Source organism: Desulfovibrio desulfuricans DSM 642 (genome assembly GCF_000420465.1).
GTDB classification, from domain to species: Bacteria; Desulfobacterota; Desulfovibrionia; order Desulfovibrionales; family Desulfovibrionaceae; genus Desulfovibrio; species Desulfovibrio desulfuricans.
The window spans coordinates 35,718-52,237 of sequence record NZ_ATUZ01000002.1 but is presented as its reverse complement, the minus strand read 5'-3'; the positions used below and the strand labels follow the sequence as shown (position 1 = coordinate 52,237).

The window sequence follows — 16,520 nt, the reverse complement described above, 5'->3', positions numbered from 1 at the left end:
CATGACAGAAAATTCTTTAAAAATAGCAATAGTTGGCATGGCTGGGCGCTTTCCTGGTGCGGAAAACCTGGATGCTTTCTGGGAAAATCTGCAAGCCGGAATTTCCGGTGGGAAGATGTTGGCCGATGCTGACGATGGTTTGGTTCACTACGGCTTTGCGCTTGAAAACAAAGATATGTTTGATGGCGATTTTTTTGATGTTCCCGCGCGCGAAGCAAGAATGCTGGACCCGCAGCACCGAATTTTTCTTGAATGCGCGTATGCGGCTCTGGAGCATGCGGGCATTGCCCCCAAAGCCAGCGGTCAGTTTGTTGGTGTGTTTGGAAGTTGCAATTTCAACGGCTACGCATTGCGGTTTGCAGACAGGATTCTGGACGCCAAGCCCCTTGATCTGGTGGATATGCTTGCAGCCAGCGACAAGGATTATCTGGCTGCGCGTGTTGCGTATAAGCTGAACCTGAAAGGTCCAGCAATGACGGTGCAAAGCGCCTGCTCATCGTCCCTTGCGGCTGCGGCGATGGCTTGTCAGGCTCTTCTCGCCGGGCAGTGCGATGTGGCTTTGGCGGGCGGTGCGGGGCTGAAGGCCGGGGTGAGCCCCGGCTACAGCTATGAGCCGGAAGGCCCGCTTTCATGCGATGGGCATGTCCGCGCCTACAGCGATGATGCCAGTGGAGTGAATGAAGGGGAAGGGGTTGGTGTTGTCGTGCTCAAACGCCTGGATGACGCGTTGCGCGACAGGGATATCATTTATGCCGTCATTTCCGGCTATGCCATTGGCAACGATGGCTCGGACAAAACGGGATTTTACGCGCCGTCCGTGTCTGGTCAGGCGGCGGTCATTGCCGATGCTCTGGCTATGTCTGGTGTTGACCCTCTGGAAATTGGCCTTGTGGAGGGGCACGGCACAGGGACGCCCATTGGCGACCCCATGGAAGTTGCGGCCCTTACTCAGGCATGGGCAATTCCCCAAAGCGCTCCCCGCCAGTATTGCCGCCTGGGGTCAGTAAAAACTGGCATAGGGCATCTGAACGCCGCCGCAGGCGTTGCCAGCCTGATCAAGACAGCGCTGGCGCTGCATCACAAGGTTATCCCCGCCTCGCTGGATTTTCACGCGCCCAATCCGAGGCTGGCGCTGGAGGCTACCCCTTTTAGAATTGCCAGCAAAACAGAAGCCTGGACTGTTGCGGCAGGCAAAACCCGCGTTGCAGCGGTAAATTCACTGGGTATAGGCGGCAACAATGTGCATCTGATTTTGGAGGAAGGCCCGGAGTCAACAGCTACGGATGCCCCTGGCGCAACCTTGATTACCCTTTCCGCCAAAACCACTGCCGCTCTTGAAAAAAAGGTGGTGGAACTGAGCACATGGGGGCAGGCGCATCCTGTCCCGCTGGCTGACCTCGCGCATACGCTGCTTTTGGGGCGCGACATGCAGGCCTGCCGCCTGAGCCTTGTTTGTCAGGATTCGGAGTCGCTTTTGCGCACGCTGCAATCTTCGGCTTTGTTGCGCCGGGCAAACAGGCTGGACGATCCAGACAAGGCCCGGCCCGTGGCTTTTCTGTTCCCCGGTTTCGGATCGCAGTATCCGGGCATGGCAAGGGAGCTTTGCGCATTACATTCAGAATTTGGAAATGTTTTCAATAGAATATGCGCGCTGTTTCAGCATGAGACCGGGATTGACGTGGCTGCGGCGCTTGATCGTCAGGAAGTGTCCACAGATACGCGTCTGGGTACGTTTGCCCTGTTTGCCGTGGAATACGCGCTGGCGATGCTGTTGCAAGATTTTGGAATACAGCCCTCCTTTGTGATGGGGCATTCGGCAGGGGAGTACGTAGCCGCAACCGTGGCGGGGGTCTTTGCCGAGAACGACGCCGTTCGCCTCATTGCAGAACGATCACGGCTTATTGACGATTCCCCGTCAGGGGCCATGCTTTTTGTGCCGATGGCGTCAGAAAAGCTGCAACTCCTTTTGCCAGAAGGGGTAAGCATTGCAACTGTAATCACGCCCAATGGATGCGTTGCCTCCGGCACTGCGCATGGAATCAATGCGCTTGAGGCTGCGCTGAATGCGGCAGACCTGCCGTTCTCAAAACTGGCAGCAGAAAAGGCGGGCCACTCCAGCCTGCTGCATTTCGCCATGCCGCTGCTGCGCAAGGCCTTTGAGGGCGTTGAGCTGCACAGACCGCAACTGCCCATACTTTCAAATGTCACAGGAAGCTGGCTCACAGAAGCTGAAGCCACGGATGCCGAATACTGGGTTCGCCAGTTGTGCGCCCCTGTGCAGCTATCTGACCAGATATCCACATTGTGCCATGAGGGCGAGGCCGTATTGCTTGAAGTTGGCCCTGCGCGAAAGCTGAGCGCCATGCTGCGCCGCCATCCGGCCTTCAAAAAACACTCGCCGATTATTCCCGTGATGCCTTCAGAACAGAGCAAGACCGGGGAGCATATGGCCCTTCTGGAAGCCATAGGACAACTCTGGCAACAGGGAGGCCGCGCTGACTGGGCAAAAATAGATGCCCTGAGCGGCGGCGGGCACGCTGTGCCTTTGCCGGCCTATCCCTTTGAGCGCCAGCGGTATTGGCTTGAACGGCATATGGCGGACAGCAAGATGTCTGCGGATCAGGGAATGGAGATTTCTGTCCTCTGCTGGCGGCAGATACCTGTGACAATGCCCGCAATGCCCCAGGGCGTTATAGGATTTTTGGGCAAAGATGGGGCGGATGTTGCCGAGGCGTTGCGCCAGCGTGGCTGGAATGCCCTGCTGTTCAAAACACTTGCGGATTTGCAGGGCAGTAGTGTCCTGCCGGATACATTGGTGGACTGCCGTTTTGCCGGACAAGGCGGTAATTCACTGGCATCTGCGGCGCGTACGTGCGGGGAGGCGGCGGAGTTGTGCGCATGGCTGGCCGAGTGCGCCAACGGGCAGGCCATGAGTGTTTACTGGCTCACCTCCGGGGTGGCGGCCTTTGGTACGGTCCTGCCGATCATTGACAGAAGCGCCTTGCTGGCTCCTGCCCGTGTGCTGCCGTTTGAGGCCAGAAATACCCTGGCTTGCGTGCTGGATGTGGAAGAAGGACTTTCCGCCCCGGTACTAGCCGACCTGCTGGAAAAGGCTGTGAGCAACCGCATGGCGGCTACCGCGCTGACGTCTCTTGTGGCTGTGCGCGCCGGAATTTTCTGGCAGGAGCAACCTGAATGCGTGCAGCAGTCTGAAAATATAAAAGAGCACATTCATCTGCGTGAAGGGGCGGCCTACCTTGTTTTTGGCGGCAGTGGCGGCATTGGCCGAACATTCATGCTCGATCTGGCCAGGCAGGCAGCCGAGCAGCAGCGCCGCATAACACTTGTCCCCCTACAGAAAACGCGCCGATCCGCAGAATTCTGGGAGAACTGCGCTAGTGAGTGGGCGATTGTCAGGCCGCGCTATGTCGACCTCAGCAAGCAGAATGAACTTATGCAGGTATTGGATGAGGTGCTTGCTGAACATAAAGATGTGGCTGGAATTGTGCATGCCAGCGGCGTCACTGGCGGTGGATTGATGCAGGCGCAAAGTTTGTCCGTTGAAAAGACGGAAAACTGGAGCGCCAAGGTTATTCCATTGCTTGGCATTGAAAAGGTGCTGAAGTTTTGTAACGTTGATTTTGTTGTTTTTAATACATCCATAGGCGCATTGTGCGGTTCTGTTGGACAACTGGATAACACTGTAGCCAACATAGTGCTGGATGCCTGGGCCATGCAGCAGCAGCGCGCGGGAACACGCGTCATGGGCATACGCTGGGACGTATGGCGTCAGGTGGGCATGATCAACAAGATGGCTTCACTGCATGCACGGCTTTCCGGAGAGGAGCTGAAGGGGGGCATCGCTCCAGATGCAGCCCTTGCGGCGGTTAAGACTTGCCTCGGAATAATGGTGGAGCTTCCTGTTGTCAGCGGTTGCAGCCTTGCCGCCATGCTTGAAGAGGCGCGAACCAAGCGCGGGCTTGCAACGGATGCTCTTGAGTCGGCCGACCTCAAGGCCGAAGGAAGCGTTGGGCAGCGCCCCCCGCTGATGGTGGAATGGCGCGGAGCACGTCATGCGCTGGACCGGGCTCTTGTTGATCTTTTTGAGTCGCGCCTTGGCTTAAGCGGCATAGGCATTGATGATGACTATGTGGAGCTTGGGGGCGACAGCCTCATGGCCATGCCCCTGGCAAAAGAAATCCGTGATCTCTTTGATCTCTCCGCGTTCAGCGTAGCGCAAATATTCCGTCAACGGACTGTGGCGAACATTGCAGACTACCTGACCGAATCGCAGGAGGAAAAGGAAAGGCTGTTTGCCCTCGCAGAACTGCTTGAATCTGTAAAGCACATGCGCCCAGAGGATGTTTCTGCGTCACTGGAGGCCTTGTCATGAGTTTCAGCGCCGAACAGTTGCAGCTTTTTTCCCGACTGGCAGGGCAAAAGGGGCTTGCCCGGGTAGAGCACAGCACCGTCCGTGAACAGAATTCTTGCCCTGTGCAGGAGGGCGTGCCCCAGGAATTTCCCATGACGGACGTGCAGCGCGCCTACTGGATTGGACGCACGGCTGGCGTCAACCTGAGCGGCGTGGGGAGCCACGGATATCAGGAGTTTGATTGCGGCGAGCTGGATGTTGAACGACTACAAAAAGCCTGGGACAGGGTTATTGCCCGTCACGACATGCTGCGCGCCACGGTAACGCGTGAGGGCATGTTTCACATCTTGCCGAAGGTGCCGCCTCTGCGCTGGGAAATTGAGGATTTGCGTCAGCTTGATACCGCAGAAAAGGAACAGCGCCTTGCAGCGCGGCGAAACAAGCTTTCGCACCGTGTCCCCGACCTTTCCGTATGGCCGGTAATAACACTTGGAGCAAGCATTATCGCCGATGACTTTGTGCGCGTGCACCTGAGCTGCGATGCTGTCATGGCGGACGTGTACAGCATTGGCAACTGTCTGCGAGAGCTAAGTTTTTTCTATACGCATCCCCAGGGTGACATGCCCGTTCCGGGCATGACTTTCGGTCAGTATGTGGAAGAGCAGAAGCGTAAGGAAGAGACCAGTTTTTATCATGAGTGCCGCAAATACTGGCAGAACAGGCTGGCGGACTTTCCCGCCGCGCCGCAATTGCCCACGCAGGAAGCACAGCCGCAGGTGCAGCGGTTCAAACGATTGAAGGCCGGTCTGGAGCCGGAGCAATGGGCAGCGTTCAAGGCCATGTGCAACCGGCACGCCCTTACCCCTTCCGTGGTATTGTACACCGTCTTTGCTGCCGTGATGGGCCAGTGGGCCGCCAGGCCGGATTTTTGCCTTAACATAACTGTTTTTAACAGGGAATCTGAAAATCCGGCCATTCAACAGGTGGTGGGCGATTTTACCACAACCATGCTTTCAGCGGCCAGAAAGATGCGCCCGCAGGAAAGCTTTATTGAGTACGCCAGAGAACTGGACGCCCGGTTCTGGCAGGATGTGGAACACAGCGCGTACTCTGGCATAAAGGTTCTTCAGGATATTTCCGAGCGGCAAAGGCGTCCGGTTCTTATGCCCATTGTTTTTACAAGTGCGCTGGGTGCCGGGGATGTGGGAGAAATTCTGGACACCAACAACGGCGTGTTCGGAAAACCCGCCTACACAATAACGCAGACTCCCCAGATATGGCTTGACCACCAGGTTCTTGAGGAAGATGGAAGGCTGGTTTTCAACTGGGATGTGGTGGAAGGGATTTTTGACGAGGCTCTTCAGAATGCCATTTTCCGCTGCTATGGCAGCTTGGTTGAAGCTCTTTGCAAGCCTGACGCAGATTGGCAACAGCCAGTCATGCCCGAATTGCCTGAAGAGCAGATGGTGCGACGCCACGATGCAGAGCCTTGTTTTGAAGACGATGGGCATTTGTTGCACCAGGGATTTCTGGAGCATGTGCTGGCGTTCCCCAACAAAAGGGCCGTTATTGCGCCCGACCGCACGCTGACGTTTGGCGAGCTGTTTCAGGCGGCTTACGCCGTGGCGCGGCAGTTGACGGGCGCTTTGCCGCAAAATACGCAGAATGTCCTTGTGGCCGTGGGGCTTCCCAAAGGCTGGGAACAGATTGCGGCTGTCATGGGTATTCTGCTTACGGGCGCGGCCTATGTACCGATTGACCCCACGTGGCCCCGTGCGCGGCGCTCGGCCATTCTGCAACAGGGAGTCATGGCTGTGGTTGCGGACCAAGGCGCAGCCGCCCATGACTGGGATGATCTGCCGCTGGCGGTCGTCAGACAGGAGGACGCCTCGGTAGATGCGGCGGCAGACGCGGCGGCTGATGCTCTTGTTGCCGCCCGGCAAACCTCGCCGGACAGGCTGGCCTACGTCATCTTTACCTCTGGAACAACAGGTACGCCCAAGGGCGTCATGATGACGCACCGTGCGGTGCAGAACACCATTCGCGATATCAATTCAAGATTCGGGGTTTCGTCAAACGACAGCGTATTCGCCATCTCCGCCCTGTCATTTGATCTTTCGGTCTATGATATTTTCGGTCTGCTTTCAGCTGGTGGGCATCTTGTACTGCCTGATGAACGTGAAATACGTGACCCTTCCGCCTGGGTGCGCCGTCTTGCCCGCCATCCGGCAACCCTGTGGAATTCTGTGCCGATGCTGTGGCAGATGTTTGTGGAACACGGTACGGCTGTAGAGCATATGCCCCGGCTGGCGTTGCTTTCCGGCGACTGGATTCCGCCGCGCCTGCCGGGCGACTCAGCGCACTTTTCTCCTGCAACCATGTTGATAAGTCTGGGAGGCGCCACGGAGGCCGCCATCTGGTCCATTGCTTACGAAATGTCGCCCAATGATCCCCCGGCAGGGTGGAAGTCCATTCCCTATGGCCGCGCGCTTGCGAATCAGAAAATGCTCGTTCTGCACGAGGACATGACCCCTTGCCCGGATGATGTGCCCGGAGAGTTGTATATCGGCGGAAGGGGCCTTGCCATGGGCTACCTGGGGGACAGGGCGCTCACTGACCAGCGTTTCATTACGCACCCGCGGAGTGGCGAGAGGCTCTATCGCACTGGCGACATGGCTCGGTGGCGCGGTAACGGGCAGATAGAATTTATGGGGCGCAACGACACTCAGGTGAAGGTAAATGGCTTTCGCATTGAACTTGGGGATATTGAGACTGCCCTTGCCTCCCTGCCGGGCGTGCAGGCTGCGGTTGCGGCTATAATGCCGCTGGCTGGCGCAGGCAAAGGGCTGGTGGGATATGTGGTCCCGCAGCAATCACAACGCTCGCTCTCCCAAAACGATCTGCACACGGCCCTCCGGGCCAGGCTGCCCCTGTATATGGTGCCTCAGCATTATGTGGTGCTTGAGCAGTTGCCGCTTTCCGATAATGGCAAGGTGGACAGAAAAAGCTTGCCAGCTCCCCAGCTTGAAGAAGCCGCCACGCAGGAAAAAGGCACGGAGCTTGAGGAGCGCATTCGTGAAGTTGTGGGGCTGCATCTGGGTATTTCGTCATTTGGCCTCCATGACAGGTTTTTTGACCTTGGAGCCACCTCACTACTGATGGTGAAGATTCATCGCAGTCTTAACCAGATACTCCCGCAGCAGATTGCCCTGATCCAGCTTTTTGAAGCACCCAGCGTCCACGCGCTGGCCAGTCTTATCATCAAGGGAAGGGCAGATGCCCCCGGCAAGGGACGCAGCCATGCGGAAAAAAGACTGGCTGCCAGAAATTCACGCCGGGGCAAGGCTGTGCAGCCGTAAGACGTATTTTTCATAATTGCCGGGATGGCGCATGCACAGACATATGCCGGATGCGCATTACCGCGCTTTTTTGCCAAAGAAATTGGAGAAGACGGATGACCAAGTGGAATGAAGACAGGCCTGATGCCGTTGCGGTTATCGGAGCAGCGGCACGTTTTCCGGGGGCGGTATCGCTCGATGCATTTTGGGATGCCGTGCGGACTGGTCGCAATTGTACCACAGATACCGCAATTGAGGATTTGAGGGCTGGAGGCGTTCCTGATGCCGACCTCGGTGTGGATGGCTACATTACAGCCATGGGTCGTCTTGATGATGTAATGGCCTTTGATGCCGGTTTTTTTGGTATAAGCGCTCACGAGGCGGAGTTGATGGACCCGCAGCAGCGTAAGTTTCTCGAATGCGCATACGAGGCTCTGGAAAGTGCGGGTTATGCGCCGGGCGTCAACGAAAACCGTGTGGGGGTCTACGCATCTGCCAGCCACAGCAGTTATCTGCCTTCGGCTATCCTTGGCGCGGGAACCGCCCGCGTGACGGAAGCATTGCAAATGGCCATTGGCAATGACAGGGATTACCTTGCCACGCGTATTTCCAATCTTCTTGATCTCACAGGCCCCAGCCTTACGGTGCAGACGGCCTGCTCGTCATCGCTTACCGCCATACACCTGGCCTGCCAGAGCCTGCTTGCGGGCGAATGCGATATGGCGCTGGCTGGTGGGGTGTCCATAACCTTGCCCCAGATGGACGGATACCGACACAGGGAAGGGCTTATTCTTTCGCGCAGCGGCGTATGCCGTCCTTTTGACGCGCAGGCAGATGGAACCGTCAACGGCAACGGCGTAGGGGTCATCCTGCTTAAGCCGCTTGATGCGGCGCTCAGGGATGGAGATGTCATCCATGCCATTGTGCGCGGAACCGCCGTCAACAATGACGGGGCCAGCAAGGTGGGCTATACGGCTCCGTCTGTTCATGGCGAGGCTGCGGCTGTGGCCGAGGCTCTTGGAGTAAGTTGCGTTTTGCCAGAGAAAATAGAATTCATTTCCACTCACGGCACCGCAACGGCAATAGGAGACCCCATTGAGATAGAGGCCCTCACGCGGGCCCTTGAAACCTCCAAAAGGGAATACTGCACACTTGGCGCTATAAAGGCCAATATTGGGCACCTTGACGCAGCGGCAGGCATAGCGGGTTTCATGGTGGCCATGCTGGCGCTTGAAAAGGCGGAGTTGCCGCCGATTGCCAATTTTTGCTCGCCCAATCCTGCCTTGCGGTTGAACGAAACCCCCTTTGTTATCAGAAAAACCGCAACCCGCTGGACGAATGCCACACGCTACGCCATGGCCAATGCGTTTGGTTTTGGCGGGACCAACGTTTCCATCGTGCTTGAATCTGCGCCAGAAGTGGCTGAACCCAATAAATATGACGATGATGGGCCGTTTATACTGCCGCTTTCAGCCCACACCCAAAGCGCGCTGGATGCGCTGGTGGATATATGGCGGCAGTACGCCGCTCAGTGCCCCCACCTGTCGCACGCCTGCTGGACAGCAGCCTGCCGCCGCAGCCACCGGGCCTACCGCATGGCTTTTGTGGGTAAATCCCGCGCGGAGCTTGTGGCCGCGCTTGCAGCGTATCCGCAAAAAAATGTCCTTGTGCAGAATGCGCAGGAAAACACCGCTATCGAGGCTGTAATGCCTGCCGCAACGCTGCTTCAAAGTCTTTGCCACAAGTTTGGCAATGCGCGTGAGACCATTGGACAGTATGCTGCCGAGGCCGCAATGGATCTGGAAACTGCTCTTGGGCAGCAGAAATTTTGCGCCGATGCGCTGGATAAATTTTGTCAGGCCATTGGAGTCGAACCATTGGCATTGCGACTCAGAGTTGCACCCGATGCGGGTGCAACTCTGCTGCATTTCTTGCAACATGTTGCCAGCGCCTATGCTTCTGGCAAACAGATAGGCTGGGATCACCTGCTTGACGGACGGATTACACGTATTCCTCTCACGCCCTTTTGTCGGGCGACGTACTGCCATGCGCTTGCGCAGCGGCGGGAATATGTTCCGCATGACCCGGTAGAGGCCGCGCAGGCGGCAGCAGCGCGCATGGCTGCAACAGCGGGGCATGTTCTTGAACCACATATGTTGGTGGAACGTGAGGCTCTGCTGGAGAATCTGTGCGCGGGCGCAGTGGCACGGGCCTTTGCCAGGCTGGGATTCCCCAGCAGGGCAACGGTTGCCCAAGCGCTTGAAGCCATGCGTATTCCCCCCCAGTTCTCGCAGCTTGTAGAAAGGCTGCTTCTGGCCCTGCACGAAAAAGGTCTGCTGCGTCGCGATGGGGATTTTTATCATGATCTTGCGCAAGTATCGGAAGCGGCATTCAGCGAGCTAGAGGCAGAAACGCAACCCGTCTGGGAAGCCTGGGGGGCAATGGAATCCGTAGTTCTTTCCACTGCGGAACGCTTGCCCGATCTGCTGACAGGGCAGCTTGACCTGCGGGAAACATTCATGCCGGGAGGCAACCTGAGCGGAGCGCGCAGGGTGTATTCCGAACTGCCCAATTCCGTATATTTCAACGCTCTTGTGCGGGAGCATGTGCGCGAATGGCTTGAAAAAACGGCATCGGGAGAGGCTGTACGCATTTTTGAAATAGGCGGTGGAACAGCCGCCACAGCCGAACGTATCTTGCCTCTGTTGCCGCCAGACAGATCCACATACATGTTTACCGATGTGTCACCCGTGTTTCTCAAACAGGCAAAGCAGCGGTTTTCAGAATATGGATTTCTTCGCACCGGTCTGTTCAACATGGAAGAGCGGCCGGAAATTCAGGGAGTTGAGACGGGCATCTATGATATCGTCATCGCTGCAAACGTGCTGCACGCCGCCAAAGACCTGAGCGTTGCCGTAAGGCATGCGGCCTCACTGCTGCGCCCTGGCGGCATGCTGCTTTTGTATGAGATAACCCGTGCCAATTTTCTGGGTGAGATAACCACGGGGCTTTTGCTGCCTGATATCACGGATTGCGATGCCCGTGGCATCCAGCCCATGGCCTCCAATAAAACATGGGAGTCTGTGCTCGCTGCCAGCGGATTTGGCGATATCCAGATTTTGCCGCGTGACGATCAGGCGGAGGCGGCCCTGCCGGACAGGGTGCTTTCGGCCCGGTATCTGACCAATAACGTCAAGGCAGGAGCGGTGCTTCCTGCCGGGTGCACCTATCAGACGGTTTGGGAACCAAGGGATATTACGGGCAAGGGGGCCGGGCTGGGCAGAATTTTACTGCTGGCAACCCATGAAGATGCCCCACAGTTTGCGGCAGAGGCAAAAAAACGCGGTCTGGTGCTTACGCTTGTTCCGGCAGAATGCACGGTGGCAGACCTGCGGGAGTGGACAGATAGGCAGGCCCTCTGCACCGTGCTTGACGCAAGAGCCCTGAGCGAAACAACGCACAGCACAAACTGCGCGGAGCAAGAGCGCCTTTGCGGTGGAATGCTCCATCTGCTTTCGCTGTTTACCGCCAGAGAACTGGGCGGAACAAAATGGCAATGGGCTACATTGACCAAGGGGGCCGCGCGCACTGTGCTGCATCCGGCCCAGGCCACCTATTGGGGAATGAACCGTGTTGTATCCATGGGCCATCCGGAACTGGGGCTGCGCCAGTTTGACCTTGCCGATGCGTCAGCCGGAACCATAAGCACTCTTTTTGACCTGCTTGAAAGCGGAGAATCTGAAGAACTCAACGCCATCGATGGGGGGCAGTGGCTGGTGCCAAGGCTTGAGCGCCGGGCTATTGCGGATCTTCCCCCATGCGGCAAAACGCCAGACACCACAGGCTGGCAGGTTATTGTGGGAGGTCTGGGCGGCATAGGAATGGCCTTGGCTAGGGAGCTGGTTTCCCAGGGTTTTCTGCGCATAGCACTGCTCAGCCGTCGCGCTCCCGGCCCGGAAGAACTGCAAGCCATTGCAGAGATAGAAAAAAGCGGCGCACAGGGTGCAAGTATAGTTTGTGTTCAGGCCGACGTAACGGACTACTCCGCACTTGCACTGGCAGCTGCCCATCTGGAATCACAGGCCGCAATACGCGCAGTATACCATTGCGCCGTGGTCAAGCGCGTCAGCGGTGCGGATGAACGCGATCCCTGGCCCGCCTTCTGGCAGATTATGGCTCCAAAGGTTCTTGGGGCATGGAATCTCCACCGCCTTTCCGAGGAGCGCAAGCTGACGCTGGACAGGATGGTGTTCTTTTCCTCCTCGGTCAGCATTGCTCCGCCGTACAGTTTGCCACATTACGTTGCCGCCAATACCTATCTGGACGCACTTGCCCTCTGGCGGCGCGATCAGGGCTTGCCCGCGCTTTCCGTCAGCTGGGGGGCGTGGAAGGACATCGGCACGGTTTCCGATCCTGCCCAGGCCGACCATCTGCGCAACGGCGGGCTATACGGTTTTTCACCTGCTGAAGGCATGGCCCTGCTGAACGCTGTTCTTGGCAGAGATACGGCGCATCTGGCGGTGATGAAGGTCGATTGGTCACGCCTGCTCAGGCAGTACGGGGAGCGCTTTCCTGCCTATTTTTCCCGGTTTTGCGGCAGGGGTGCGGCGCAACCGGTCACGTCCTCCAAGCATGGCGTCAATACGGCCAGCCCTGTTGCGGAGCGGTCACACATCCTTTCATCTCTGCGAAGCGCCAAGGGAGAAAACGAACGGCGCTCCATGCTGGAAGCGTGGCTTAAAGAGCGTTTTGCCGCACTGCTGAAGACAGGAGTGGAATCCATTGGCCGCACTGCAAGCCTCTTTGATCTGGGTGTGGACTCCCTGATGTTCATAGAGATGACAGATGGGCTTGAGAAAGACCTGGATATCAAAATTTCGCCAAGCAGCCTGCTTCAGAACTTCACTGTTGAAAACATTACGGCCAAGTTGCTGCCAGACCTGAAACTGGGGAGCAATACCGCAAGCCCGCTTGCAGAGTTGTTTATTCCAGAGCCGCACAAGCGGTACGAACCTTTCAACTTAACGGATGTGCAGCGGGCCTACTGGATTGGCCGTCGGCAGGAAATGGCCTTGGGTAATACCGCTTGCCAGGGATACATCGAATTTGACTGCGAAAATCTTGATGTGGAGCGGCTGCAAAGCGCCTGGCTATGTCTGATAGCCCGACATGATACCCTGAGAACCATAATTGGCGAGGACGGATTGCAGCGCGTACTTGAAAGTGCGCCGGATTTCAGCATTGCGGTGCATGACCTGACGGGCCTGACTGACGCTGAGCGGAATGATGCGCTGGTGGGCATACGCGGCAGGCTTTCGCACAAGGTGCACGATCCCATGCTGTGGCCTCTGTTTGATGTGGAGGTTTCGTTGCTTTCCGGCAGAATGCGGCGTTTGCATGTGCTTATGGACAATGTGGTGATGGATGGAAGGAGCATCAGTATCCTTCTGGCAGAGTGGGCTGCTTTGTACCATAATCCGGATCACTCCCTGCCGCCGGAAGAAATCTCATTCCGTGACTATATTTCCGCGCTTGAGCGTTACCGCAGAACAGAAGCCTACCAGCAGGCAGAAGCCTACTGGGATGCGGAGACAAAACTGCTGCCGCCAGCCCCGGAACTGCCGCTGGCAACACAGCCAGAATGCATAGAAAAACCCAGGTTTGCCAGGCACGACTACCGTATGGTTCCATACTTGTGGCAAGCTCTCAAAGCTGCCGCAGGGCGGCATGGGGTAACGTTTTCTTCTGTGCTGCTCACGGCCTATGCGGATGTTCTGGGCCTTTGGAGCCGGTCTTCCAGTTTGACGGTCAACGCCCCTGTCTTCACCCGTCTGCCGTTCCATCCCGCTGTAAACAATGTGCTTGGCGAGTTTACATCAAGTATACTGGTGCGTTGCGAAACAGGCCGGGGTATGCCCTTTGCCGACAAAGTCAAGGCTGTGCAGCAGCGTGTTTTTGACGGGCTGAAATATTGCCAGGTCAGCGGCATTGAGGTCATGCGCCGTAAAATACGTGACGGAGCTTCCTCACGATCAGTGCGGATGCCTGTTGTTTTTACCAGCACCTTTGGCCTCGCAAAAAAGGCGGATACAGGTTTTGCATCGTCCATTGAGGGATTTTCTTCTCTCGGGCGGGAAGTTTTTAATATCAGCCAAACACCACAGGTCTGGATAGATAATCATGTGCACGACCGTGATGGAACGCTGAGCATTTACTGGGATGTGGTGGAAGAACTGTTCCCGGCTGGAATGATAGACAGCATGTTTGCGGCCTATTGCGGTACGCTTGAACGACTGGCCAAAGACGATGCTGCCTGGATGGCCGATGTGCCCGCAGAGTTCGAGGTGAAGGTGGAGCAGCCTTTGCCGCTGAAGGAAAAAGCGCAATTGCTGCATGCCGGCTTTGTTCGCAATGCCGCTCAATATCCTGACCACACGGCTGTTATTGATGCAGACAGGGTGATGACCTACGGCGAACTTTTCAGGGAAGCAGCCATGCTGGCGGGGAGGATTGCCGCCCTGATTGCTCCAAAGAGTCACGAAATTCCTCTCGTGGCCGTGGCCTTGCCAAGAGGGCATCAGCAGGCAGTGGCGGTGCTGGCCGTGCTTTTTGCCGGTGCGGCCTATGTTCCCATTGATCCCGATTGGCCGTTGCCGCGCCGTAAGGCCGTGCTTGACGAGGCAAGGCCCGCTTGCGTGGTGTCCTTGATGGACGAAGACGCGGCAAACTGGAATAGCCTGCCCATGTGCCCTGTTCGGGATCTCGTAGCGGAAAATTGCGGTCAAGCCATAGTTCAGGATGCGTTGTTGCGCACGGATCCCGGCTCGCTTGCATACGTTATATTTACATCGGGCACCACGGGAGTGCCCAAGGGCGTCATGATGAGCCATGCCGCCGCAATGGTGACCATTGATGAAATCAACAGGCGGTTTTGCGTTAGGGAGCATGATCGGGTGCTTGCCCTGTCGGCATTGACCTTTGACCTCTCCGTGTACGATTTCTTTGGTATATGGGCCGCTGGCGGGGGAGTTGTCATGCTCCGTGAATCCACCATCCGCCGTCCGGATGTATGGCGGGTGCTCATGGAACAGCACGGTGTCACTGTATGGAATTCCGTCCCCATGTTCTGGCAGATGCTGCTTGAATCTGGCGAAATACCCCAAACACCACCGCGACTGGCCTTTTTGAGCGGCGACAGCATCCCTGTGAGCTTGCCTGCCGAAAGCGCAAAGCGGTTTCCGACAACGCATATGGTGAGCCTGGGAGGAGCCACAGAGGCTGGCATCTGGTCAATCTGCCACGAAATGGCTCCAGATGACCCGCAGCCGGGCTGGCAGAGTATCCCATACGGCAAGGCCCTTGCCGGGCAGAGTTTTCAGGTGCGGCATGAGGATATGCGTATATGCCCTGAACATGTGGCTGGAGAACTCTATATCGGCGGCGCAGCGCTGGCCCTTGGGTATCTGCATAATCTGGAGCTCACAGCCGCGCGGTTCGTCCATTCGCCGTCGGGCGGAGAGCGGCTCTATAAAACAGGCGATATGGGCGTCAGGCATGCCGATGGAGCTATCGAATTTCTTGGCCGTCTGGACACGCAGGTTAAAGTGGGCGGATTCCGCATAGAACTTGGCGATGTGGAGGCCGCTCTGGCCGCCCTGCCGGATGTGGCGCTCTGCGCGGCTGTGCTGGCAGGGGCGGGGCAACTGGCAGCCTTTGTGGTTCCAGCCAACACGCCCAGCGCGCCAACTGCGGAGGCTCTGCAAAAGGCGCTTGGGGAAGCACTTCCCCGGTACATGGTGCCCGCGCTCATCAGGGTTGTTGATCGAATGCCCCTCACCCCCAATGGAAAAATAGACCGGCGCGCGCTTGCTGAACTCGCCGGGCAGGCGGTTGCCCGTGCGCAGGGCGCCGTTCCTCCTTCAACTTCCTCGTATTCTTCCGAGGCAATGCTCTGCGATGTCTGGCGAGAGGTGCTGGGCGTGCCAGTTGCCCCTGCGGACAATGTTTTTGCCCTGGGCGCGGAGTCTCTTGGCGCGGTAAGAGCGGAGGCGCTCGTCAAAAAACGGTACGGTCTGAAACTTCCTTTGCAGACAGTGTTTGATCACCCTGTGGTGAGCGAAATGGCCAATTGCCTGGACGAGCGTTTGTTGCCGAATGTGGGCACTCTGCGCTCGTCAGCATCTTCAGAAGTGCTGTTCTGCCTCGGCGATGCGGTGACGGACGGAAGCAGTTTCCATGATTTTGCACGCTACTGGCCTCTGGGAAGCGTGAAAACAGTATCCGTGATGCCCATGAAAAGTGACACCCTTGAAACATCTGTTGCGCGGTTGTGCCGCCATATCTCACTTGCACAACCGCAAGGCCCGCTACGGGTGGCGGGCTATTGCGCAGGAGGCCTGCTTGCCTGGCTGGTGGCGGAACACCTGCAGGAAATGGGGCGCGTGGTGGACAGGCTTGTTCTGATTGACTGCATGCCCCTTCCGCCCGGCATCCACAACAATGCTTCAATGTTGGAAGGAATTGTGCTGGGTATGGCCGGACACTCCGCGCCTGAGTTGCTGGAAAACCTTGGCGGCCTGTGCGCACTGCTTGAGGGCGCGGAGTATAAAAAAACCGCCGTGCCCAGCGCCTTTGTGGAAAGTCAGGAAATAGTGGGACAGGGGCAGGGTTTTGAGTTCTGGCGTAACAGGGCAGACCTGCTCCACAAAATTCCCTCACCCGGAACACACGCCGACTGCCTGAAGCGCAAACAGCTTCTGGTGTGGCTTGGAGAATTTGTCGACTGGTTTGAAACAGCGGGGGAGGCGTAG

General features: G+C 57.2%; 3 protein-coding genes. All 3 read left to right on the top strand.

Features of this window, described 5'->3' with window-relative positions:
• Position 1 precedes the first annotated feature (1 nt).
• Positions 2-4,393 carry a type I polyketide synthase gene (locus G449_RS17560; protein WP_022657380.1) on the top strand — a complete coding sequence of 1,464 codons (4,392 nt, stop codon included), beginning with the start codon at positions 2-4 and terminating at the stop codon, positions 4,391-4,393.
• Complete coding sequence (locus G449_RS15370) at positions 4,390-7,731, top strand: non-ribosomal peptide synthetase (protein WP_022657379.1); 3,342 nt, start codon at positions 4,390-4,392, stop codon at positions 7,729-7,731. The genes G449_RS17560 and G449_RS15370 overlap by 4 nt, the downstream gene beginning before the upstream one ends.
• A 95-nt stretch (positions 7,732-7,826) precedes the next feature.
• Entirely contained in the window at positions 7,827-16,520 is an 8,694-nt protein-coding gene (locus G449_RS17555) for a non-ribosomal peptide synthetase (protein WP_022657378.1), read from the top strand.